Origin of the sequence: Enterococcus sp. DIV1283b (assembly GCF_051710965.1) — a bacterium.
Classification (GTDB): Bacteria; Bacillota; Bacilli; order Lactobacillales; family Enterococcaceae; genus Enterococcus_B; species Enterococcus_B lactis.
This window is the reverse complement of sequence record NZ_JBIOLR010000001.1, coordinates 1,637,284-1,659,843: the sequence shown is the minus strand read 5'-3', so window position 1 is coordinate 1,659,843 and position 22,560 is coordinate 1,637,284. Positions and strand designations below refer to the sequence as shown.

The window sequence follows — 22,560 nt, the reverse complement described above, 5'->3', positions numbered from 1 at the left end:
TGAGTATGATGGAGCTAACACAGACAGAATTCGTTTTGTGTCCTAAATTTGAAAAAACGTTCTCTATTTTAGGAAAAAAATGGAACGGATTGATTATCGATGTACTACTCGAAAATGGTCCGCAACGCTTTGTCGAGCTTGCGGCAAAAATCCCGATGGTTAGTGATCGGGTATTGGTCGAACGCTTGAAGGAATTAGAAAAAGAAGGAATAGTCACTCGAAACATTGCCTGTAGTGAAAAAAGCCGTTCAGAATATCTCTTGACTGAAAAAGGAGCAGACTTGCAAAAAGCAATGCGTCAAATACAAGTTTGGAGTGAAAAATGGGTCACAGAGGAAGAATGCGGTTGATTTTGTAAAAAAAATCTTGTAAACTATAGTCCATACGAATAAGTAAAAGAACGATGACGAAAAAGAGTAGTTTGGCTAAACCAGTTCAGGGAGATCTGTCACAGACTGAAAACAGGTCCTGTGTTTGAAAAATGAAGTTCACTTTCCGAGTTCGTCTGATCATTATCAGACCGGCATCTGTCGTTAACGAAGTAAGAGTGCGGTGTAAGTTTATTTATCCGCAAATTAGGATGGTAACGCGAAGACCTCGTTCCTTAACAGGAATGAGGTCTTTTTGTTTTGTATTTGGAATTATAAAGGAGGAACAAGCACATGTCTTTACAAGCACAATTAGAGAGCTTGAAAGAAGAAACAATCGTCAAAATCACGGCGGCACAAGATTTAAAAGAATTAAATCAAATACGTGTTGAAACGTTAGGAAAAAAAGGACCGATCACAGAAGTATTGCGTGGGATGAAAGATCTAAGTCCAGAAGAACGTCCAAAAGTCGGAAGTTTCGCAAATGAGATCCGAGACCTTTTGACAGAAGAAATAGAGCGAAAAAAACAAATATTAGAAGAAGAAGCGTTAAATGCAGCTTTGGCAAAAGAAACAGTAGACGTGACATTGCCTGGTAGAAAAGTAAAGCATGGTACACGTCATATCGTGACACAAATCATGGAAGAAATTGAAGATATTTTTATAGGTATGGGGTATCAGATCGTAGAAGGTTACGAAGTAGAGTCTGACCATTACAATTTCGAACGGATGAACCTGCCAAAAGACCATCCGGCAAGGGACATGCAAGATACTTTCTATATTTCAGACGAGATATTGATTCGGACACATACTTCACCAGTCCAAGCACGGACAATGGAAAAGCATGATTTCTCTAAGGGTGCTCTACGAATGATCTCGCCAGGAAAAGTTTTCCGCAGAGATACAGATGATGCGACCCACAGCCATCAGTTCCATCAAATTGAAGGGCTAGTTGTTGATAAAAACATCACGATGGGCGACCTTAAAGGAACATTAGAAGTCGTAATGAAAAAAATGTTTGGGGAAGAACGTGAAATCCGTTTGCGTCCAAGTTATTTCCCATTTACGGAGCCATCAGTAGAAGTAGATGTCAGCTGTTTCAAATGTGGTGGTGCCGGTTGTAACGTATGTAAATACACTGGCTGGATCGAGATTTTAGGAGCTGGCATGGTGCACCCGAATGTGTTGAAGATGTCAGGAATTGATCCAGAAGAATATTCAGGCTTTGCTTTCGGCCTTGGACCAGACCGCGTAGCTATGTTGCGGTATGGAGTGAATGATATCCGTAATTTCTATCAAAATGACTTACGTTTCTTAAGTCAGTTCAAGGGGGAGTAAGAAGATGTTAGTTTCATATAAATGGCTTAATCGTTATGTGGATTTATCGAATGTAACACCAAAAGAATTAGCGGATAAAATGTCTGTAACAGGAATCGAAGTCGAGGGAATCACGGTTCCAGAAGAAGGCTTGAAAAAAATCGTTGTCGGTGAAGTCAAGGAATGTGTACCACATCCAGATTCTGATCACCTTTCTATTTGTCAAGTCGATATTGGTGAAGACGAACTGTCTCAAATCGTTTGTGGAGCGCCTAATGTGAAGGTCGGAATCAAAGTGATCGTTGCGCTTCCTAACTCACGGATTGCTGGAAATGTGAAGATCAAAAAAGGGAAAATGCGTGGTCAAGTATCAAATGGCATGATTTGCTCGTTACAAGAAATTGGCTATTCAGACAGTGTTATACCGAAAGAATACGCTGAAGGTATCTATTATATGCCAAAAGAAGCTGTAAATGGCGATCCAGTTTTTCCTTATTTAGATATGGATGATTCGATCATTGAATTGTCTATCACACCAAATCGTGCAGATGCATTGTCAATGCGTGGCGTAGCTTATGAAGTTGGGGCAATCTATCGTCAGACGCCTACATTTGATGACGAGAAATTAGTAGAATCATCACAACTTGCTAGCGATAAGATCCAAGTGACAGTTGAAGATAAAGAAGTCGTTCCTGCCTATCAAATCCGCATCATTGAAGGAGTAAACATCCAACCAAGTCCTCAATGGCTGCAAAATCTTTTGATGAATGAAGGCATCCGCCCAATCAACAATGTAGTAGATGTGACGAACTATATTTTGCTTTTATTCGGACAACCACTACATGCATTTGACTACGACAAATTGAAATCAAACGAGATCCTTGTCCGTCATGCAAAAGAAAATGAGACATTAGTAACGTTAGATGGAGAATCTCGGGAATTGACAACTGACAATCTTGTCATCACTAATGGCAAAGAACCAGTTGCTTTAGCTGGTGTCATGGGTGGATTAGATTCAGAAATTACGAATGAAACAACAACAGTGGCACTGGAATCTGCTTTGTTTGATCCAATTTTGATCCGTCGTACAGCAAAACAATTTAATTTGCGTAGCGAATCTTCTGCACGCTTTGAAAAAGGGATCAACCATGCAACTGTTGGAGAAGCCAGTGAGGTTGCTGCAGCAATGATCGTTTCTCTTGCGGGTGGGGAAGTTCTACAAGGCGCGGTCAAAGGTTCAGAGATCAAAGCAGAAGACGTATCAGTGAAGATTTCACTTGAACGCATCAATCAATATTTAGGAACATCTCTTGTCGTTAAAGAAGTAAATGAGATTTTTGAAGCACTTGGATTTAGCTATGAAGAAAAGGATCATGTTTATTCTGTAGTTATACCACCAAGACGCTGGGATATCCAAATCGAAGCAGACATTATCGAAGAAGTTGCTCGTATTTATGGATACGACCAGTTGCCATCTACACTTCCAAGTGGAGAAACGGTTGCTGGAAGCTTGTCAAAAGAACAAGAAACTACTCGTAAAATTCGTACAATCTTTGAAGGAAGCGGATTGAGCGAAGCAATCAGTTATGCATTGACAACAGAAGAAAAATCAAGACAGTTTGTTATAAAAGAAAGTAATATTACACGTTTGGACTGGCCAATGAGCGAAGAACGTTCTGTATTACGAATGAATTTGATCAGCGGACTATTAGATGATATCAGTTATAACACTGCTCGAAAAAATACAGAGATTGCTTTATATGAAATTGGTCGGGTATTCTTCCAAGAAAATGATCCGCGCGCACATCTGCCGCAAGAAGTAAAACATGCAGCAATCGCTATTTCTGGTGTTTGGGAAGAAAAAGATTGGCAGACGAAAACACAAAACGTAGACTTTTTCACCATCAAGGGTCTTTTAGAAAACTTATTTGAACAACTAGGTATCACTGAAGATATCCATTATCAAACAGTGACAGAAATAAAAGGAATGCATCCTGGAAGAACTGCTGCAATTTATCTTGGCGAACAATTTATCGGTTTTGTCGGTCAAGTGCATCCGACAATTGCCAAAAGTTATGATATTCCAGAAACATATGTAGCTGAGTTTGATTTATCTGCTGTAGTGGAAGCTGCCCAAAAAGGAATCGTTTTTGAAGCAGTGACAAAATTCCCAGCAGTCAGCCGGGATATCGCTTTGCTTGTAAAAGAAACTGTGACAAATCAGGAATTAACAGAAGTGATCCATTCTGCTGCCGGAAGATTTTTAACAGATATCCAATTATTTGATGTCTATCAAGGAGAAAACATCGAAAAAGGACATAAATCCATGGCTTATAGTCTGACATTCGTCAATCCTGAAGCAACATTGACAGATGAAGAAATCAATAAAGCAATGGAAAAAGTCGAAAAAGCGTTGATAGAAAACCTAGAGGCAAGTATTCGCTAAGAGGGAAAATATAGTAAGTAACGATCAAGTAGCTTTTGAAGACTATTCATTTGAAAAAGAGATGTGACACAAGTTTGTCATATCTCTTTTTTTGATTTTAAAAAAGGAATAGCACAGAGACGAGATAAAAAAACAGGCCTTTACAGCCTGTTTTTTAGAGTAAATGAATTAAATGAAGTAATTGATCCCCATTGCTGATTTTACTTCAGAAAGTGTTTGTGCAGCTACTTTAGCAGCTTCTTCACTACCTTTACGTAAGATTTCCATAACAGCTGAAGGATCTTTTTCCAATTCTTCTCGGCGCGCGCGGATCGGTGCAAATTCTGCTTCCAATACATCAATGAGGTATCGTTTGATCTTTACATCGCCAAGTCCGCCGCGGCGATAATGAGCTTTCATTTCTTCAATTGCTTCTTTATCTGTTCCGAATACATCCAAGTAGGTGAATACCATATTCCCTTCTACTTGTCCAGGATCTTGTACATGGATGTGGTTTGGATCAGTATACATACTCATGACTTTTTTCTGTAAGACATCGGCAGGATCGGAGATATAAATACCGTTTCCTAACGATTTACTCATTTTGCCATTTCCATCGATTCCAGGTAACCTACCCATTCCTTTTGGTGGGAATACGCCTTTTGGTTCCACCAAGACTTCACCATATGTATGATTGAAGCTTTGTACGATTTCCTGTGTCTGCTCTAACATTGGTTTTTGATCCTCGCCAACAGGTACGAGATTCGCTTTGAATGCAGTGATATCTGCTGCTTGAGAAACAGGATAGATAAAGAATCCTGTAGGCACGCTTTCACCGAATTTCTTTTGTTCGATTTCTGTTTTGACAGTCGGATTGCGTCGAACGCGTCCTACGCTGACTAAGTTCAAATAATACATGGTTAACTCAGCTAATTCCGGAATTTGTGATTGGATAAATAAAGTAGATTTTGCAGGATCTAATCCCACGGCTAAATAGTCTAAAGCAACTTGCAAGACATTTGATGAAACCTTCTCAGGATTTTTAGCATTATCGGTCAGGGCTTGCATGTCAGCAATCATGACAAACAGTTGGTTGTCTTCATCTGCTTGCATAGCCACTCGGGTTTTTAGAGAACCGACGTAATGCCCTAAATGCAGCTTCCCAGTTGGTCGATCTCCCGTTAAAATAATATTTTTCAAAAAAGACACCTCTTTACGATTTGTAAGTCTGAGCACTTAATATCTTACCGTTTTTCCTGACAAGAAACAACAGTTCCTAAGGAAAAAACAAGGAAAGAGGATAAAATAACTAATAGATTAGAAATGAAAGAAATATTTATGGGAGAATAAACGTTCTAAGAAACTTTACAAATTACTAAACTATCAGATATAATGTATTTTATTATACATCTTTAAAAGAAATCTTACTAAATAATAATGGGAGTGTAATTCTATGGCAATGATTAAATTTGATCACGTGGATAAATATTATGGCAAGTTCCACGCATTAAAAAATATCAATCTCGAATTCGAGAAAGGAGAAGTTGTCGTTGTCATTGGTCCTTCTGGTTCAGGAAAGAGCACGATGCTTCGCTGTATCAATGGATTAGAGACGATTTCTTCAGGCAAGCTACTAATTAATGATACTGACTTGCATGATAAAAAGACAAAGTTGACAGAAGTCCGAAAGAATATCGGCATGGTTTTCCAGCATTTCAATTTGTATCCTAATAAAACCGTTCTGGAAAATATTACATTAGCACCAATCAAAGTGTTAAAGCAAGACCAGGCAACTGCAGTCAAAAACGCGGAGAAATTTCTGAAAACTGTCAATATGTTAGATAAGAAAGATTCTTATCCTTCCATGTTATCCGGTGGACAACAGCAACGGGTGGCAATCGCCAGAGGTTTAGCGATGAATCCTGAGATGCTGCTGTTTGATGAACCTACTTCTGCTTTGGATCCGGAAATGATTGGTGATGTATTGGACGTCATGAAAAAATTGGCGCATGACGGCATGTCAATGATTGTCGTAACGCATGAAATGGGCTTTGCTAAAGAAGTTGCGGATCGTGTCATCTTCATGGCTGAGGGAGAAGTATTGGAAGATAGCAGAAATGTGAGAGACTTTTTCGAAAATCCAAATGAAGTCCGAGCACAGCAATTTATCAGTAAAGTTATCAATCATTGATAGGAGGAAAAAGATGCGCAGGTTTAAAAAAATACGCCTGATTTTTCTTTTAGGCATTGCTTTTCTTGCACTAGCCGGATGTAAAGGAAATGGGTTGGCAAATGAAGATATTTTAGAGAGAAGCAAATCTACCAATGAAATCATCTGGGGTGTCAAATATGATACTCGATTATTTGGAATGATGGATATTGAGAGCAGAACCGTACAAGGATTTGATGTAGATATTGCAAAAGCAATCACTGAAAAGATCCTTGGTGAGAATGGAAAAGCGGAATTTGTTGAAGTCACTTCTAAAACGCGGATCCCGTTATTGAAAAACGGAAACATCGATGCGATCATTGCGACGATGACGATCACAGATGAACGAAAAAAACAAGTCGATTTTTCAGATGTCTATTTCGATGCTGGCCAAGCTTTGTTGGTAAAGAAGGGAAGCCAAATCAAAAGTGTAGATGATTTGAATGCTTCTACAACAGTTCTAGCAGTCAAAGGTTCTACGTCGGCTGCGAATATCCGACAGCATGCACCAGATGCAAACATTCTGGAATTAGAAAATTATGCAGAAGCATTTACTGCCTTACAATCTGGCCAGGGAGACGCAATGACTACGGATAATGCGATCTTGTTAGGGATTGCAGATGAAAATCCTGAGTACGAGTTAGTCGGCGGAACGTTTACTAATGAGCCTTATGGAATTGCGATCAACAAAGGACAAGAAAACTTCTTGAAAGCTGTTAACCAAGCGCTAGAGGAAATGCATGCAGATGGCACATATGATAAAATCTATCAAAAATGGTTTCCAAATGAAACTGAAGGAAAAGTAGAGTAAGGGGGAGAGGCAATGAGCGAATTGATACAGACTTATGGACCAATCTTTGTCGACGGGTTCAAGATCACATTGTTTTCGAGTGTCTTAGCACTTGTGTTTAGTTTGATTATCGGAACGTTGATGGCAATCTTCCAATTATCAAAGAATAAAGTAGTGAGTGCCTTAGCAAAGGCATATGTAGAATTTTTTAGAAACATTCCATTATTGATCATCGTGATGTTTTTTTATGTTGTCGTACCGATTTATTGGTTTAATCTAGATGGATTCCAAGCAGGGACGATTGGATTGACTATCTATACATCCGCTTTTATTGCTGAAACAGTACGTTCAGGGATTCAAACCGTACCAAAAGGCCAAACAGAAGCAGGATTGTCTTCTGGATTTACCTATTCAGAAATTATGCGTTATATTGTTTTGCCCCAAGCGTTCAAAATCGTTATTCCGCCATTAGGCAACCAATTTATTAATCTTGTGAAAAACTCGTCTATTTTAGCAATCGTAGCTGGTTTGGATTTGATGTATCAAGGAGACTTGATCGCCAGTGAAACATTCAATACCTTCGATACGTATATCATCGTTGGGTTATTTTACTTAGTTATCACGCTGCCGTTATCTTACTTAATGGTTTATCTTGAGAAAAAATGGGCGGTTCGTTCATAGAAGGAGGGGAAATACATGGATTTTAGCGGCGCTTTTTCATGGATGAATGTCCGTTTTTTATTGGAAGGATTAAAGGTTACTGTTGAAGTTTCATTGTTTTCGATCATTTTCAGTTTCTTGATTGGTGGTCTGACAGGTGTGATTCGTTTTGCGAATATCCCTTTCTTGTCCAAAATCCTTGGTATTGTGATCGATATCATACGAAATCTTCCATTATTATTGATCATTTTCTTCACTTATTTTGCTTTGCCTCAGATTGGCATCCAGATGAACATCTTCTGGTCTGCTGTTGCAGCATTGACGATCTTTGAATCAGCTATGCTGTCGGAAATTTTCCGAGCTGGACTTAATGCTGTTCCCAAAGGGCAGATGGAGGCAGGATTGTCAACAGGACTGACTTATGTAGAAACAATGCGGACGATCGTCTTGCCGCAAGCATTCAAATCGATGATCCCGGCAATTGTGAGCCAATTGATTTCACTGATCAAAGATACTTCATTAGCAGTAATCATTTCTTTACCTGAACTTTCTCATCAGGCACGTATTATTTATGGACAGAATACCAATTATGTGCTTCCGATGTTCATCATCATGACACTTATGTACTTCGTGGTATGTTACGCGCTTTCTCTGCTTTCCGGTTACTTGGAAAAGAGACGGTACAGTTATTAATAGATGATTCTTTTAGCGGTTGTGGCAAACTAAAGTCACAACCGCTTTTCCTCTTTCCATTCGAAAAAAAGAGATTTTGATTGTTTTAAGCAAGTGAGAGCACTTGAAAATTCACGCTAAAAAGTACACAATAGGGAGGATAGAATTTATTGAAAAAAAGGATGATACGATTGACAGATAATCGCCCTATCGGATTTATTGATTCAGGTGTCGGCGGCTTGACTGTAGTAAAAGAAGCCCTGAAACAATTACCGAATGAAAATATTTTATTTGTAGGAGATACAGCACGCTGCCCGTATGGTCCTAGACCTGCGGAACAGGTAATCCAGTATACTTGGGAAATGACGGATTATCTGGTGGAGCAAGGAATCAAGATGCTAGTGATTGCCTGCAATACCGCAACTGCGGTTGCTTTAGAAGAAATCAAAGCTGCTCTTTCTATTCCAGTCATCGGCGTGATCCTTCCCGGTACAAGAGCGGCAGTAAAAAAAACACAAAATAATCAAGTTGGCATTATCGGTACGATTGGTACGGTAAAAAGTCAAGCTTATGAAAAAGCACTGAAAGAGAAAGTGCCAGAATTGACTGTGACAAGTCTTGCTTGTCCAAAATTTGTTTCAGTTGTCGAAAGTAATGAATACCATTCATCTGTGGCAAAAAAAATCGTGGCAGAAACATTAGCTCCGTTAACGACTAAAAAAATCGATACATTGATTTTGGGATGCACCCATTATCCGTTATTACGCCCCATCATTCAAAATGTAGTGGGGGAAAATGTTCAACTGATCGATTCTGGAGCAGAAACAGTAGGTGAAGTATCTATGCTACTCGATTATTTCAATTTGAGCAATTCACCGCAAAATGGACGGACATTATGTCAGTTTTATACAACAGGATCTGCTAAACTTTTCCAAGAAATAGCTGAAGACTGGCTTGGAATCGGACACCTAAATGTAGATCATATTGAATTGGGAGGAAAATAAGGATGCGTCATGACGGGAGAAAAGCCCAAGAGCTTCGTAAACTGGAGCTTCAAACAAATGTTTTCAAATATCCAGAGGGATCGGTTGTGATCCGTTTTGGTGATACAACAGTTATTTGTTCTGCAACAGTAGAGGATTCTGTACCTCCCTTTTTGAGAGAAACAGGAACAGGGTGGGTAACAGCTGAATACAGTATGCTACCTCGAGCAACGAGTACGAGAAATCGTAGAGAAAGCAGCAAAGGAAAACTTTCTGGTAGAACAATGGAAATCCAGCGTCTTATTGGTCGCTCCTTGCGTGCAGTAATAGACTTGGAAAAGCTGGGAGAGCGTAGTATCATCATAGACTGCGACGTGATCCAAGCGGATGGCGGAACTAGAACAGCTAGCATCACTGGGGCATTCGTCGCGTTGAAACTAGCAATTGAAAAGCTTTTAAGAGAAAAGGAATTGTCAGAAGATCCAATCAAAGAGCATCTTGCTGCAGTTAGCGTAGGGATCTTACCGGATGGGACTTGCGTGACAGATTTGGACTACCAAGAAGATTCCGCAGCGCTTGTAGATATGAATCTCGTGATGACAGAATCAGGAAAATTCGTGGAGATTCAAGGAACTGGAGAAGAAGCAACGTTTGATGGAGAACAGTTGAATGAAATGCTCTTTTTTGGAAAAAACGCGATTGAAGATTTGATCAAAGAGCAAAAACATGCTTTGCTAACAGAATTTGCTCAAAATGATGGGCGAATAGAAGAAACAAAAACAATCATCATTGCGACAAGAAATCCAGGAAAAGCAGAAGAGTTTCGAAATATGTTCAAAGAAGCGGGATATCATGTAAAAACATTACTTGACTATCCTGAATTGCCAGATGTGGAAGAAACTGGCAGCACATTTGAAGAAAATGCCCGATTAAAAGCAGAAACGATTGCACAATTGCTTGATCAACCAGTCTTAGCAGATGATTCAGGTTTGAAAGTGGATGCGTTAGGCGGTATGCCAGGAATCTATTCTGCACGTTTTGCAGGGGAACAAAAAAGTGATGCGGGGAATAACGCCAAATTATTATATGAATTGACAGATGTACCGGATGAAAAAAGAACAGCACAATTCCATTGTACATTAGTATTCGCGGCACCCAAAAAAGACAGCCTTGTAGTAGAAGCGGAATGGCCCGGTCGAGTAGCCCGTATACCATCTGGCGAAAATGGCTTTGGGTATGATCCTTTATTTATCCCAGAAGGTAAGAAACAAACAGCAGCAGAATTATCGAGCGAAGAAAAAAACAAGATCAGTCATCGGGCTCAAGCAATGAAAAAATTGAGTGCTGAATGGAAACAATGGCTGGAAGGAGAGAGATAGATGCGGTATTTAGTAGTAAGTGATAATCATGGAGACAGAGATATCCTCGTTGACTTAGTAGATCGCTATCGTTCTGAAGTGGATATCTTTTTCCATTGTGGCGATTCGGAATTAGAAGCTTCTGACCCATTATGGGATACATTCCAAGTGGTTCAAGGTAATTGTGATTATGGACCAGGATTCGAACAGAAAAAAGTGATCCAAACTGGTCAGGATACAGTATTCATGACTCATGGTCATTTATCGAATGTCCGATTTGGTTTGACACAGTTAGCAATCGAAGCTCGAGCTGCAAATGCCGATATGGTGTTTTTTGGTCATACCCATCAAATAGGCTGTGAGATGGATCAGAAAATCCTGTTTTTGAATCCTGGAAGCATTTCTCAGCCTAGAGGGCCGATCCAAATCCCATCATATGCTCTTATTGAAAGTTTAGGTGACCAAATTTCTGTTCAATACTATAACCGTGCCCATCAGGCAGTTGAAGAGTTGGCCTTTTCTTTTTCGAGAGAGTGCTGAATAAAAAAACTCTAATTTTTAATAAAAATAAGCTTTATTTTATGAATTTTGCATCCGGTTTCGGTAAAATAGTAGTGTTGAATGAAATAGAAATGGAGGCCATCAGATGATTGGACCTATAGTAAGAGAAATGCTGCTGGAAAATCAGGAAACGTTTTTGATTCCTGCAGAAAATGTGGCAAATGTTATGTATCATCATCCATTATCCCATGGTTTACTTGTCTTATCGAAAGTCGGTTATTCCAAAATTCCTGTATTAGGAAAAGATGATCACTTTGTAGGATTAGTAAGTTTATCAGATGTGGTCAATAAAATGATTGACTTGCAAACAATCAGCATGGATCCGTTAGAAGGACTAACAGTTGCTGATGTAACAGAAACGGATGTTCCGACGATTGATGAAAATTGGGAACTAGAAGAAGTACTCCATTTGTTAGTTGATTCGCCTTTTTTACCGGTTGTCACAGAAGAACGGGTTTTCAAAGGAATCATCACAAGGAAAGAGCTGCTTAAAGCCGTAAACTTCATGGTGCATGAATTAGAACGTCGCAATATATTGTCTCCGAAAATCGAAGAATTAAAAGAACAAATCGATATCGTGAGCTAAAGAACGAGAAACTGAAAGATAATCAAAAAATAAGTAGAAACAAAAGCGTACCAGTTTTGACTTTATCTTGAAAAAGAGGCTGGGACAGAAGCGTTTAACTCCAAGAAATAAGAAGGAATTCACGAAAATTGCTTTTCAAATTTTTGTGAATTTCAGCTTATTTCCGAAGGAGTTGCTTCTGCTTCCGCCGTTTATACGTGTTTAGAGCGTGGGACAAAAGTGTTCTTTACTTTTGTCCCACGCTCTTTTTAGTGAGATTCGTTGCATCGTTTGACCAAGTTATTTTCCGACAGCAATTGGACTGTTCGGAATCGTGAACCCAGAAGCTGTCAATTCTTTGACATAGGAGCTCAAGAACTCTTCTTTTAAGGCATATTGTTTTCCGTTCAATGCGTAGCAGACCGTACGAATAGCAAAATTACTATTACCAAGATCCACTAAACCAAAGATGGAAGGTTCAGTTTGAAGCTCTTCTTGGTATTTTTCAGCTAATGTATGATTTACTCGATCAATGATTTCATAGATTTTGTCATATCCTTCTTCAGGAACGATCCGGATATCTAAAAGTACTTGCATATTTGCACGAGAGAGATTGCTGATCGTGGTGATGTTTCGATTCGGGATGAAATGGACAGTACCATCCGTTGCTTTCAGCTGAAGGGTACGGATACCAACAGATACGACGGTTCCTTCAATCGTTAAGTTTGCTAGCTTGATGTAGTCCCCAACATCCATCTGTTGTTCCATGATAATAAAAAATCCGGTAATAACATCACTCATGAACCCTTGGGCACCAAGACCGATTGCCACACCTGCAATTCCGGCACCAGCCAAAAGTGATCCGATCGGCACACCGATAGCAGATAAAATTGCATAGATAAAGAAGAAACCAAGGGTATAATGAAAAATAGTATTTAAAAGACTATGTAAAGTCTTTAAGCGGCTCTCGTTTAGAATGGCTTTTTTAGAATACTGATTAAAAGACTTATCAATCAGATATTTTCCCACACGGTGAAGAATCCAAAAAAGGACGATCAAAAAAATCAGATATAAACTTTTTTGGATAAAGGCAGCCAAAATGGCGTCCCAATCAATCCCGTCCCAAAACCGCTGAAACGCATTTACTTTGCTGACAGCTTGATCTGTCAATGTCTCGCCAGAAGAGTCTGTCGTACCGGCAGTTGCTAATAATGAAAACATAAAATCCTCTTTTCTAAAATTTGATTCTTTCTGTATTGTACCAAGAAGTTTTCAAAAAAGGAAATAGCAAAAATAGCTATAATGAAGGAAAAAAGCTGAAAATAAAATGACAAATAATATGGATAATGATAAAATGTGGAGAAAATAACGAAGGTGGTAAGTATATGCAAATCGATTGGAATAATTTAGGATTTTCTTATATCAAAACTCCTTGGCGTTTCATTGCCAAATGGAAAGACGGACAATGGGAAGAAGGAGAATTGACAGAAGATAATTACCTGACGATTCATGAAGGATCTCCAGCGCTTCATTATGGTCAGCAATGTTTTGAAGGTCTAAAAGCTTATCGTCGAAAAGACGGGAAGGTCAATCTCTTTCGACCTGAACAAAATAGTCGGCGGATGAATCAAAGCGCTAGACGCTTGCTGATGCCGATGGTCCCTGAAAAAATGTTCGTTGATGCTGTTAAGCAAGTGGTAAAAGCAAATGAAGCTTTCGTGCCTCCGTATGGAACAGGCGCTACATTATACTTGCGTCCTTTACTGATTGGGGTCGGTGAAAACATTGGGGTCCATCCTGCTCCAGAATACTTATTTGTCGTCTTCTGTACGCCAGTAGGAGCGTATTTCAAAGGTGGGCTAAAACCAACGAACTTTATTGTATCTGATTACGATCGTGCTGCTCCTAAGGGAACAGGCGCAGCAAAAGTCGGCGGAAATTACGCAGCGAGTTTACTTCCAGGAACAGAAGCAAAAGAACTGGATTACTCAGATTGTGTTTATCTTGATCCAGCCACACACACGAAAATCGAAGAAGTAGGGGCAGCAAATTTCTTTGGGATTACGAAAGACGGAAAATTCATCACTCCACAATCGCCATCTATCTTACCAAGTATCACGAAATACTCTTTGCTGCAATTAGCCGAAGAGCGACTAGGACTTCAAGCAATAGAAGGAGATATTTTCATTGATGATCTAGATCAATTTGCAGAAGCTGGTGCATGTGGTACAGCGGCTGTTATTTCTCCGATCGGTGGGATCTACCACAATAACAATCTGCATGTATTTTATAGCGAAACGGAAGTAGGACCAGTAACAAAACAGTTGTATGATGAATTGACAGGTATTCAATTCGGGGACATAGAAGCACCAGAAGGCTGGATTGAAGTCGTGGAGTAATTTCAAAGTAATGAGTTGAAAAAAACGTAAAAAAGAAAAAATCAGGAAGAGACTTTAAAAAGTTTTTTCCTGATTTTTATATGTTTTACTTTAAAGAATGCAACAAAAGGATTATGAAAGATGGACACCTTTGTCAACGTAGATAATATCACCGATGATTCCGCTGGAAAGAGGACTGATCAAGAAAGCACAAGCATTACCGACTTCTTCGATCGTTACACCTTGCTGATCAGGCGTGCGAGATTCAGATAACTGAATCAGTTTTTGATAGTCCTTAACCCCTGTGACAGCTAATGTTTTGATTGCTCCAGCTGAAATACCATTGACTCGGATGCCTTTAGGTGAAAACTCAGCTGCCAAATAACGGATAGCTGCTTCAAGAGAAGCTTTCGCGATACCCATCATGTTATAATTCGGGATTGCGCGCTCTGAACCTAGATAAGTCATGCTAACGATTCCGCTATTTGGTGCAAGAAACGGTTGTGCGTATTTTGATACAGCAATCAAAGAGTAGCTACTGATATCTTGAGCTAATTGATAGCCGTCTCTGGAAATATCAGACACATTTCCGGATAATTCTTCTTTGTTGGCGTAAGCAACTGCATGGACAAGGCCGTGGATCTCTCCAGCATATTCACCGATGGCATTCATTGCTTTTTCGATGCTTTCGTCGCTAGAAACATCACATTCTACAGTGAATGCTTCTTCGCCGACCAATTTGACTAATGATTTTTTCATTCGTTCATTTTGGTAAGTATAGATAATCTCTGCCCCTTGTTTCAACATTGCTTCAGCGCACCCCCAAGCAATGCTTTTTTTGTTAGCGACGCCCATGATGACGATTTTTTTTCCTTCTAGAAATGACATAATGACTCTCCTTTGTTTCTGATAAAAATTTGATAGTCGTAAAAAATAGAGAATAATAGCTAAAATAACTTCTTGATTTCTTAATTATTAGTCAAAATGTTTTGATTGTCAAACTATTTTTTCTTAAATTAAAAAAAGATTGCTAAATATTTAGGAATATGATACTTTGATAGTCAAAGTAATGAAAATGGCAATTGCCTGAAAGAAGGAGTTTAATTATGTCTTATGTATTATCTGCTACTGAAGTAATGGACTTGATCCCTAATCGTTATCCTATTTGTTATATTGATTATGTAGATACATTAGAACCAGGAAAAAAGATCGTTGCGACAAAAAATGTAACGATCAATGAAGATTTTTTCCAAGGTCACTTTCCTGACAATCCAGTGATGCCGGGTGCGTTGATTCTAGAAACACTGGCACAAGCAGGTTCGATCCTTATCCTAAAATCAGAAGAGTTCCTAGGAAAACGAGCTTATATCGGTGGAATCAATAAGGCCAAATTCCGTCAAAAAGTTGTTCCAGGAGATGTACTGAAATGTCATTTTGAAATCACCAAAATGAAGGGGTCAGTCGGTACAGCGTTATCTGCAGCATATGTAGATGATAAAAAAGTCTGTGAGTGTGAGTTCACGTTCATCGTCAACCAAAATGCTTGATCATAAAAAAGTTGTTATAGAAAAATAGAAGGATGCTTACTTGCTTTTTTATGTAAAAAGAAGACGTCTGAATCTAGCACATTTTGTCATATTTTCTAGATTCAGACGTTATTTTTATGTTCTGTTTATTTTGCTTCTTGCAGTATATTGATTTTATCAATTTTTACTTCTTCTTTTGGTTTGTCTGAACTATCTGTTTCGACATTTGCAATAGCATCCACGACATCCATTCCTTCAATCACTTGACCGAAGACAGTGTACTGACCATCAAGGGAAGGATAACCGCCGTTTTTATAAGCATCGATAATCGCTTGAGGGTAATCATCTTTTAAAAGACCATCATGCATGTCATCTGAATTTTGAACGATAAAGAACTGGCTGCCGTTACTGTTAGGATCTTGTGAGCGAGCCATAGATAACGCACCTCTTATATTGTAAAGGTGGTTGTTGATCTCTGTCTCAAATCCTTCTCCCCAAATGCTTTCGCCTCCAGTGCCATCGCCTTTAGGATCACCGCCTTGGATCATGAAATCTTTGATGACGCGGTGAAAAGTCAGACCATTATAGTAACCATCTTTTGCGTGTGTCATAAAGTTTTCAACTGCTTTAGGTGCATATTCAGGGAATAATTTGATTTTGATTGTGCCTTTATTTGTCACCGTTTCGACCAAATCTTCATTTTCAGCTACATCTTTCGTCAATTGTGGCAATTCCAATGCATTCAAATCGACACTACTGGCAGTTGTACTTTCCGCAGTGGATGTACTCTTTGAACTTTCAGCCGATGTACTAGGAGAAGTCGTACTGTTTGCGGAACAACCAGCAGCAAACAATAATGCTGCAGCTAAACTAATACTTAAAATAACTTTATTTTTCTTCATAACTATTCCTTTCCAATTTACTATTTTGTTATCTTTAATGATAACAAAATAGAGGAGAAATACCTACTTAAATTATTGGAATTTATCATTTATTTTAAAAGAAAAAGAAAAGGTGTAGACCATTTATCTTGTCTTTGCTATAATGTAAGTGGATACAAAAACGAAAAGATGCAGGAGGAAATGGCAATATGGGAAAATTAGGAATCTCGATTTATCCAGAACGATCAACATTTGAAAAGGACAAAGCGTACTTGGATTTAGCTCATAAGTATGGGTATAAACGGGTTTTTACCAGTTTACTGCAAATCAACGACGACAAAGAAAAAGTTCTTTCAGAATTTAAAGAAGTAGTTGATTATGCGAATAGCCTAGGCATGGAAGTAATGGTAGATATCAATCCAGCGTTATTTGAACAGTTGGAGATTTCTTACGATGACTTATCCTTTTTCCATAAGATGGGTGCCTATGGAGTTCGCTTGGATATCGGGTTCACCGGAGCAGAAGAAGCAAAAATGACGCGTAATCCTTTCGGTATCAAAATCGAGATCAATATGAGTTCGGGCACGAATTATGTTGACAACATTATGAGTTATTCGCCAAACACGGATAATTTATTAGGTTCTCATAATTTTTATCCTCATCGATATTCTGGTTTAGGCTACGACCATTTTGTTTTTTGTTCAGAAAAATTTAGAAAATATAATTTGAATACGATGGCGTTCGTCAATTCGCAATCCGCTGAGTTTGGCCCTTGGCCTACACAAGATGGCTTGTGCACACTAGAAGACCACCGAGACCTTGAGATTGCTACACAAGTGAAGCATTTGATCCTTACAGGGCTGATTGATGATATTTCTATTGGAAATGCGTATGCAAGCGAAGAAGAATTGAAAGAAATGGCAGAAGCTTTTAATGCAGATTATCCAACATTGAAAGTAGATACGGAAGAAGGGATTACAGAAAACGAACGAATCTGCTTGTTTGACAACCTCCACAGTTATCGAGGAGATCGCTCAGAGTATATCCTTCGTTCGACGATGACTCGTGTATATTATAAAGAGAAAGATTTTCCACCTCACAATACGCGAGATATGCATCATGGTGATGTGCTGATTGATAATGAAGGGTATGGTCAATATAAAGGAGAAACACAAATCGCCTTGAAGGATATGAAAAATGACGGACGGGTCAATGTTGTAGGAAGAATTTCTGATGACGAATTGTTCCTCCTTGACTTTTTGAAACCTTGGTCAAGCTTTAAATTAACTGAAAATAAAAAATAGATAAAGAGTTGCTGCAGAAATAATCCGCTAGAAATAGCCAGTTATTTCTGCTTTTTTATTTTGTTTTTTTATAGGTTATAAAAATGAACATTGCATAGTAGAGATTCTTTGATTATACTAATTCAAGGTTAGATGAAAAAAGAGAAATGAGATGGATAATTTATGAAACTTTGGATGAAAATCCTTCTAGGCGTTGCCCTAGTTCTAATCGTTGCGCTATTGTTTGCAGGGAATTATTTTTATAATTATGCTGTCGTACCGTCTGAGAAAGACTTTTTAGATGAAGATACGCCAGGTACAACACAGACATCCAAAGAAACGGATGCACATAAGTGGTTTAGTTCAAAAGAGAACCGAAGCAATTGGACGATTACTTCAAAAGACGGTCTGAAATTATCAGCGATTTATCTTCCTGCTGAAACGAAAAGTGACAAAACAGCTCTGGTTGCTCATGGCTACATGGGAGATGCTGAAACGATGACCAATTATGCAAAGATGTTCCATGATATGGGCTACAATGTCCTTGTTCCAGATGCAAGAGGGCATGGAAAAAGCGAAGGGGATTATATTGGATTTGGATGGCCAGAGCGCAAAGACTATGTGCAGTGGATCAACAAAGTGTTAGAAGAAAATGGAAACTCGCAAGAAATCGTTCTATATGGTGTCAGCATGGGGGCAGCAACTGTCATGATGACTAGCGGAGAAAAATTACCAAATAACGTAAAAGCAATTATTGAAGATTGCGGTTATTCTTCTGTCCATGATGAGCTTGTGTATCAGCTAGACGATATGTTTAGTCTTCCAGCATTTCCGCTTATGCAAGTAACGAGTCTAGTGACAAAAGTCCGTGCCGGCTACTTTTTCGGTGAGGCAAGTGCAGTGGATCAATTGAAGAAAAACCAGCGTCCAATGCTATTTATACATGGAGACGCAGACACATTTGTACCATTTGAAATGTTGGATAAGGTTTATCGTGCAACGAAGGGGCCAAAAGAAAAGTATGTTGTAAAAGGAGCCGAGCATGCGGAAGCATACAAGACAGATCCTGAAAAGTATCAGCAAGTAGTCCGACAATTTTTAAGCCAATATGTTCATTGAACTAGTTTAAATGCAAGAGGATAAAAAGAAACAAGCCTTTGACTGGACCCAGTCAAAGGCTTGTTTTATTGTTTGATTTATTAAATTACAAGTTAGCGAATTTTTCTAGTAAGCGAATCATTTGGCAAGTGAATCCGTACTCATTGTCATACCATGCAACAGTTTTGACAAGTTGGAAATCGCCAGCAGTTGTTACTTCTGTTTGGGTTGGATCAAAGATCGAACCTTGAGTTGTGCCAATGACATCGCTAGAAACGATTTGACGGTCATCATACCCAAATGAAGGATTGTCAACTGTGTGTTTTTTGATTGCTTCATTTACTTGATCAGCAGTTACTTTGGTTTTCAATACTGAAACTAATTCAGTTAATGAACCATCAACGACTGGAACACGTTGCGCATGTCCTTGTAATTTTCCTTGTAACTCAGGGATAACTAAGCCGATTGCTTTTGCAGCACCAGTAGAATGTGGAATAGTGTTGTCAGCAGCCGAACGAGCAGCACGTAAATTACCGCCTCTTACTGGTCCATCTAACAGCATTTGGGTTGAAGTGTAGGCATGGACTGTTGTCATTGTACCAACTTCGATCCCAAATTCATTATTCAAGAAATAAGCCATAGGGGCTAAACAGTTTGTTGTACATGAACCTGCTGAGATGATTCGGTCGTTTTCATCTAATGTATCATCATTGACGTTATAGACGATGGTTTTCATTGCACCAGCTGGGGCAGAAATAACTACTCGTTTGACACCAGCATCTAAATGCGCTTTCGCTTTTTCTTCAGATGTATAAAAACCTGTACATTCTAGTACGATATCTACACCGTTTTCTTTTACCCAAGGGATTTTGCTTGCGTCGGGTTCTGCATAAACACGCGTTGCTTCGCCATCCACTACGATTGAGTCTTCTGTTGCAGTAACTGTGCCAGGATAAGTACCGTGAGTAGAGTCAAATTGCAATAATTGTGCCAACATAGTTGGACTTGTTAAGTCGTTGATTGCTACTACTTCAATATCATCTGATACTTCTTTGATGCGGCGGAAAGCCAGACGGCCGATACGCCCAAATCCGTTAATACCTACTTTTACTGTCATATCAAAAGTTCCTCCTTTATTAGGGGTGCTATGAAACGGCATCCTCAATTAATACAATTAATACACTGTTATTCTGCTACGCAAAGCATCTTTTGTCAAAAAATTATACTCGATAGCAGAAAAATGGTTGGAAACCTTACCAAATAATAAAAAAAGAAGAAGGCAATCAATCTTTTTGCTGAAATGATAGACAAAAACAGATTTCACCGATAAAATAAGGAAGACTTTTGTTTATTGTGGAAATTCAGGCAGTCAAATAAATAAATTGAATAATAGGAGGACTTAATTATGTCCATGTTTTTAGATCAAGTAACGATCGATGTGAAAGCTGGCAAGGGCGGAGACGGAATGGTTGCATTTCGTCGCGAAAAATACGTTCCTGACGGCGGACCGGCTGGTGGAGACGGTGGTCGTGGCGGTGATGTCATCTTGGTCGTCGATGAAGGTTTGCGTACATTGATGGACTTTCGTTTTAATCGCCATTTCAAAGCGCAGCCAGGTGAAAATGGAATGAGTAAAGGGATGCACGGCCGTGGTTCAGAAGATACCTATGTGAAAGTACCGCAAGGAACCACTGTCCGAGATGCAGAGACTGGTGCTCTTTTAGGAGACTTGATTGAAAATGGTCAAACACTAGTTGTGGCGAAAGGGGGACGTGGCGGACGAGGAAATATCCGGTTTGCCTCTCCTCGGAACCCTGCACCGGAAATTGCTGAAAACGGGGAACCAGGACAAGAACGAAAAATCGAACTGGAATTGAAAGTATTGGCAGACGTTGGGCTTGTAGGCTTTCCATCTGTTGGAAAATCGACGTTGCTATCTGTGATTTCATCTGCTCGTCCAAAGATCGGCGCTTATCATTTCACGACACTCGTCCCTAACTTGGGAATGGTTACTACAAGTGATGGCAGAAGTTTTGCCGCAGCAGACTTGCCAGGGTTGATTGAAGGAGCTTCGCAAGGTGTTGGGCTAGGTACACAATTCCTTCGTCATATCGAAAGAACGCGAGTTATTTTACATGTGATCGATATGAGTGGGATGGAAGGACGAGATCCTTATGAAGACTATCTTGCCATCAACAAAGAATTATCTACTTACAACTTACGCTTGTTAGAGCGTCCACAAATCATCGTGGCAAACAAAATGGATATGCCGGATGCACAGGAAAACTTAGTGAAATTCAAAGAACAGCTGAACAAGGAAAAAGAAGACGAATTCGCTGATGATATCCCAGTATTTCCAATTTCTGGAGTGACTCGACAAGGATTGGATGCGTTATTGAATGCTACAGCAGACCTGTTAGAAGTAACGCCAGAATTCCCATTGTACGAGGAAGAACTGGAAGAAGAAACTGTACACTATGGATTCAATCCAGAAGGTCCTGAGTTCCAAATCGATCGTGATTCAGATGCAACGTGGATCTTATCCGGTGAGAAGATCGAAAAATTATTCCAAATGACGAATTTCGATCATGATGAAACGGTAATGCGTTTTGCTCGTCAATTACGTGGTATGGGTGTGGATGAGGCACTTCGGGCACGTGGGGCGAAAGATGGCGACCTCGTCCGTATCGGTGAATTTGAATTTGAATTTGTCGAATAGGCAAACAAATAAAAACAAATACCAAAAAATATAGTTTCAAATCTAAGGGGAGTATGGCTGAGGCCATTCTCCTTTTTTATTAGGTAGAAAAGAGTGCTTTTCTTTTCTTATTTTACAATTAAAGGTAAAATAAATAACAAGAAGGTATGAAAGGGGCGTTTTCAATGAGCAAGCGAGTAATCATTTTAAATTTTCAAGTAGAAAGCCAAGCATATCAGGCATTTTCAGAAATCAAAAAACTCCATGCTGTTCGTTCGATCAAAGGAGAACAGATGGCCGTTGTCAGCCATGATCCAAATGGAACCCATCAATTCAAAATAGAAGATTTTATCGACTTTACTGGTAATAACAAATCTTCTACTGGTGGGTTGATTGGTATGTTGGTTGGCGTATTAGGTGGGCCGCTAGGGATTCTATTAGGATGGTTTGCTGGAGGGATGATCGGTGCGACACAAGATGCAAAAGAAATAAAAGATGCTCAGACTGTGTTCGACTTTGTAGGAAATAAAATCGGTGAAGGAGCTACAGGACTGATTTTGATTGCGGATGAAGAAGACAATCGTCCTTTGAATCAATTAGTGATGATGGAATTAGGCGGAGAAATTACCCGTTTGGATTATGAAGATGTCGAAAAAGATGTGCATGATGCGAAGGAAGCCGAAAAGCAGGCGAAAGAAGCTGCCCAAAAGACTTGGGAGGACAAACATCTGCAATCTTCCGATGACAATGAGAGTTCCGAATCTTCAAATTAATAAAAACAGCAGAGA

General features: G+C 39.2%; 22 protein-coding genes. 17 read left to right on the top strand and 5 right to left on the bottom strand.

What is annotated here, in order from left to right; genetic code table 11:
* Positions 1 to 8: 8 nt before the first annotated feature.
* From IGJ53_RS08145 to pheT, 3 genes are all read left to right on the top strand, one after another.
* Positions 9 to 350, top strand: a complete 342-nt coding sequence (locus tag IGJ53_RS08145) for a winged helix-turn-helix transcriptional regulator (RefSeq protein ID WP_002292948.1) — start codon at positions 9 to 11, stop codon at positions 348 to 350.
* A 312-nt stretch (positions 351 to 662) separates the two neighbouring features.
* Positions 663 to 1,706: a phenylalanine--tRNA ligase subunit alpha gene (gene pheS, locus IGJ53_RS08140; protein WP_010732685.1), complete on the top strand. Its 1,044-nt coding sequence runs from the start codon at positions 663 to 665 to the stop codon at positions 1,704 to 1,706.
* Between the two features lie 4 nt (positions 1,707 to 1,710).
* Positions 1,711 to 4,131, top strand: coding sequence for a phenylalanine--tRNA ligase subunit beta (gene pheT / locus IGJ53_RS08135; protein WP_438750011.1), 2,421 nt, complete (start codon positions 1,711 to 1,713; stop codon positions 4,129 to 4,131).
* A gap of 168 nt (positions 4,132 to 4,299) precedes the next feature.
* Here the strand turns inward: pheT and trpS are convergent, their stop codons facing one another.
* Positions 4,300 to 5,310 carry a tryptophan--tRNA ligase gene (trpS, locus tag IGJ53_RS08130; protein ID WP_010732683.1) on the bottom strand — a complete coding sequence of 337 codons (1,011 nt, stop codon included), beginning with the start codon at positions 5,308 to 5,310 and terminating at the stop codon, positions 4,300 to 4,302.
* A gap of 253 nt (positions 5,311 to 5,563) precedes the next feature.
* Here trpS and IGJ53_RS08125 point away from each other — a divergent pair, with 253 nt between their 5' ends.
* The 8 genes from IGJ53_RS08125 (at position 5,564) to cbpB (ending at position 11,929) form a co-directional block, all read left to right on the top strand.
* Positions 5,564 to 6,301: an amino acid ABC transporter ATP-binding protein gene (locus tag IGJ53_RS08125; RefSeq protein WP_010732682.1), complete on the top strand. Its 738-nt coding sequence runs from the start codon at positions 5,564 to 5,566 to the stop codon at positions 6,299 to 6,301.
* A 13-nt stretch (positions 6,302 to 6,314) separates the two neighbouring features.
* Positions 6,315 to 7,130 carry a transporter substrate-binding domain-containing protein gene (locus IGJ53_RS08120; RefSeq protein ID WP_002309411.1) on the top strand — a complete coding sequence of 272 codons (816 nt, stop codon included), beginning with the start codon at positions 6,315 to 6,317 and terminating at the stop codon, positions 7,128 to 7,130.
* 12 nt (positions 7,131 to 7,142) lie between these two features.
* Positions 7,143 to 7,790, top strand: coding sequence for an amino acid ABC transporter permease (locus IGJ53_RS08115; RefSeq protein WP_002288038.1), 648 nt, complete (start codon positions 7,143 to 7,145; stop codon positions 7,788 to 7,790).
* 15 nt (positions 7,791 to 7,805) lie between these two features.
* The gene (locus IGJ53_RS08110) at positions 7,806 to 8,462 is read left to right on the top strand and encodes an amino acid ABC transporter permease (RefSeq protein WP_002292958.1); all 657 of its coding nucleotides are present in this window, start codon (positions 7,806 to 7,808) and stop codon (positions 8,460 to 8,462) included.
* A 161-nt stretch (positions 8,463 to 8,623) separates the two neighbouring features.
* Positions 8,624 to 9,445: a glutamate racemase gene (racE, locus tag IGJ53_RS08105; RefSeq protein ID WP_042956980.1), complete on the top strand. Its 822-nt coding sequence runs from the start codon at positions 8,624 to 8,626 to the stop codon at positions 9,443 to 9,445.
* Between the two features lie 2 nt (positions 9,446 to 9,447).
* The gene (gene rph, locus IGJ53_RS08100) at positions 9,448 to 10,803 is read left to right on the top strand and encodes a ribonuclease PH (protein ID WP_010732680.1); all 1,356 of its coding nucleotides are present in this window, start codon (positions 9,448 to 9,450) and stop codon (positions 10,801 to 10,803) included.
* On the top strand, positions 10,804 to 11,322 hold the full coding sequence (locus tag IGJ53_RS08095; protein WP_010732679.1) for a metallophosphoesterase: 519 nt from the start codon (positions 10,804 to 10,806) through the stop codon (positions 11,320 to 11,322).
* Positions 11,323 to 11,428: 106 nt separating this feature from the next.
* Positions 11,429 to 11,929 carry a cyclic-di-AMP-binding protein CbpB gene (cbpB, locus tag IGJ53_RS08090; protein ID WP_002309404.1) on the top strand — a complete coding sequence of 167 codons (501 nt, stop codon included), beginning with the start codon at positions 11,429 to 11,431 and terminating at the stop codon, positions 11,927 to 11,929.
* Between the two features lie 279 nt (positions 11,930 to 12,208).
* Here the strand turns inward: cbpB and IGJ53_RS08085 are convergent, their stop codons facing one another.
* Positions 12,209 to 13,129 (bottom strand): mechanosensitive ion channel family protein, encoded by a 921-nt coding sequence (locus tag IGJ53_RS08085; RefSeq protein ID WP_002315101.1) that lies wholly within the window; start codon positions 13,127 to 13,129, stop codon positions 12,209 to 12,211.
* A 125-nt stretch (positions 13,130 to 13,254) separates the two neighbouring features.
* Between IGJ53_RS08085 and IGJ53_RS08080 the strand changes: the two genes are divergently transcribed.
* Positions 13,255 to 14,307 (top strand): branched-chain amino acid aminotransferase, encoded by a 1,053-nt coding sequence (locus IGJ53_RS08080; RefSeq protein WP_259741850.1) that lies wholly within the window; start codon positions 13,255 to 13,257, stop codon positions 14,305 to 14,307.
* Between the two features lie 111 nt (positions 14,308 to 14,418).
* Here the strand turns inward: IGJ53_RS08080 and fabI are convergent, their stop codons facing one another.
* Positions 14,419 to 15,174: an enoyl-ACP reductase FabI gene (fabI, locus tag IGJ53_RS08075; protein ID WP_002295795.1), complete on the bottom strand. Its 756-nt coding sequence runs from the start codon at positions 15,172 to 15,174 to the stop codon at positions 14,419 to 14,421.
* Positions 15,175 to 15,392: 218 nt separating this feature from the next.
* Between fabI and fabZ the strand changes: the two genes are divergently transcribed.
* Positions 15,393 to 15,833, top strand: coding sequence for a 3-hydroxyacyl-ACP dehydratase FabZ (fabZ, locus tag IGJ53_RS08070; protein WP_002309395.1), 441 nt, complete (start codon positions 15,393 to 15,395; stop codon positions 15,831 to 15,833).
* A 125-nt stretch (positions 15,834 to 15,958) separates the two neighbouring features.
* Here the strand turns inward: fabZ and IGJ53_RS08065 are convergent, their stop codons facing one another.
* Positions 15,959 to 16,714 carry a peptidylprolyl isomerase gene (locus IGJ53_RS08065; RefSeq protein ID WP_259741849.1) on the bottom strand — a complete coding sequence of 252 codons (756 nt, stop codon included), beginning with the start codon at positions 16,712 to 16,714 and terminating at the stop codon, positions 15,959 to 15,961.
* A 188-nt stretch (positions 16,715 to 16,902) separates the two neighbouring features.
* On the opposite strand from IGJ53_RS08065, the gene IGJ53_RS08060 reads away from it, so the two are divergent.
* Together IGJ53_RS08060 and IGJ53_RS08055 are read left to right on the top strand one after the other, a co-directional pair.
* On the top strand, positions 16,903 to 17,997 hold the full coding sequence (locus IGJ53_RS08060; protein ID WP_010732676.1) for a DUF871 domain-containing protein: 1,095 nt from the start codon (positions 16,903 to 16,905) through the stop codon (positions 17,995 to 17,997).
* Between the two features lie 162 nt (positions 17,998 to 18,159).
* Positions 18,160 to 19,095, top strand: coding sequence for an alpha/beta hydrolase (locus IGJ53_RS08055; protein WP_259741848.1), 936 nt, complete (start codon positions 18,160 to 18,162; stop codon positions 19,093 to 19,095).
* An 85-nt stretch (positions 19,096 to 19,180) separates the two neighbouring features.
* Here IGJ53_RS08055 and gap read toward each other — a convergent pair whose 3' ends face one another.
* Entirely contained in the window at positions 19,181 to 20,191 is a 1,011-nt protein-coding gene (gap, locus tag IGJ53_RS08050) for a type I glyceraldehyde-3-phosphate dehydrogenase (RefSeq protein ID WP_002309387.1), read from the bottom strand.
* A gap of 288 nt (positions 20,192 to 20,479) precedes the next feature.
* Between gap and obgE the strand changes: the two genes are divergently transcribed.
* Together obgE and IGJ53_RS08040 are read left to right on the top strand one after the other, a co-directional pair.
* Positions 20,480 to 21,793, top strand: a complete 1,314-nt coding sequence (obgE, locus tag IGJ53_RS08045; RefSeq protein ID WP_002309385.1) for a GTPase ObgE — start codon at positions 20,480 to 20,482, stop codon at positions 21,791 to 21,793.
* Between the two features lie 164 nt (positions 21,794 to 21,957).
* The gene (locus tag IGJ53_RS08040) at positions 21,958 to 22,545 is read left to right on the top strand and encodes a hypothetical protein (RefSeq protein WP_010732673.1); all 588 of its coding nucleotides are present in this window, start codon (positions 21,958 to 21,960) and stop codon (positions 22,543 to 22,545) included.
* Positions 22,546 to 22,560: the final 15 nt, after the last annotated feature.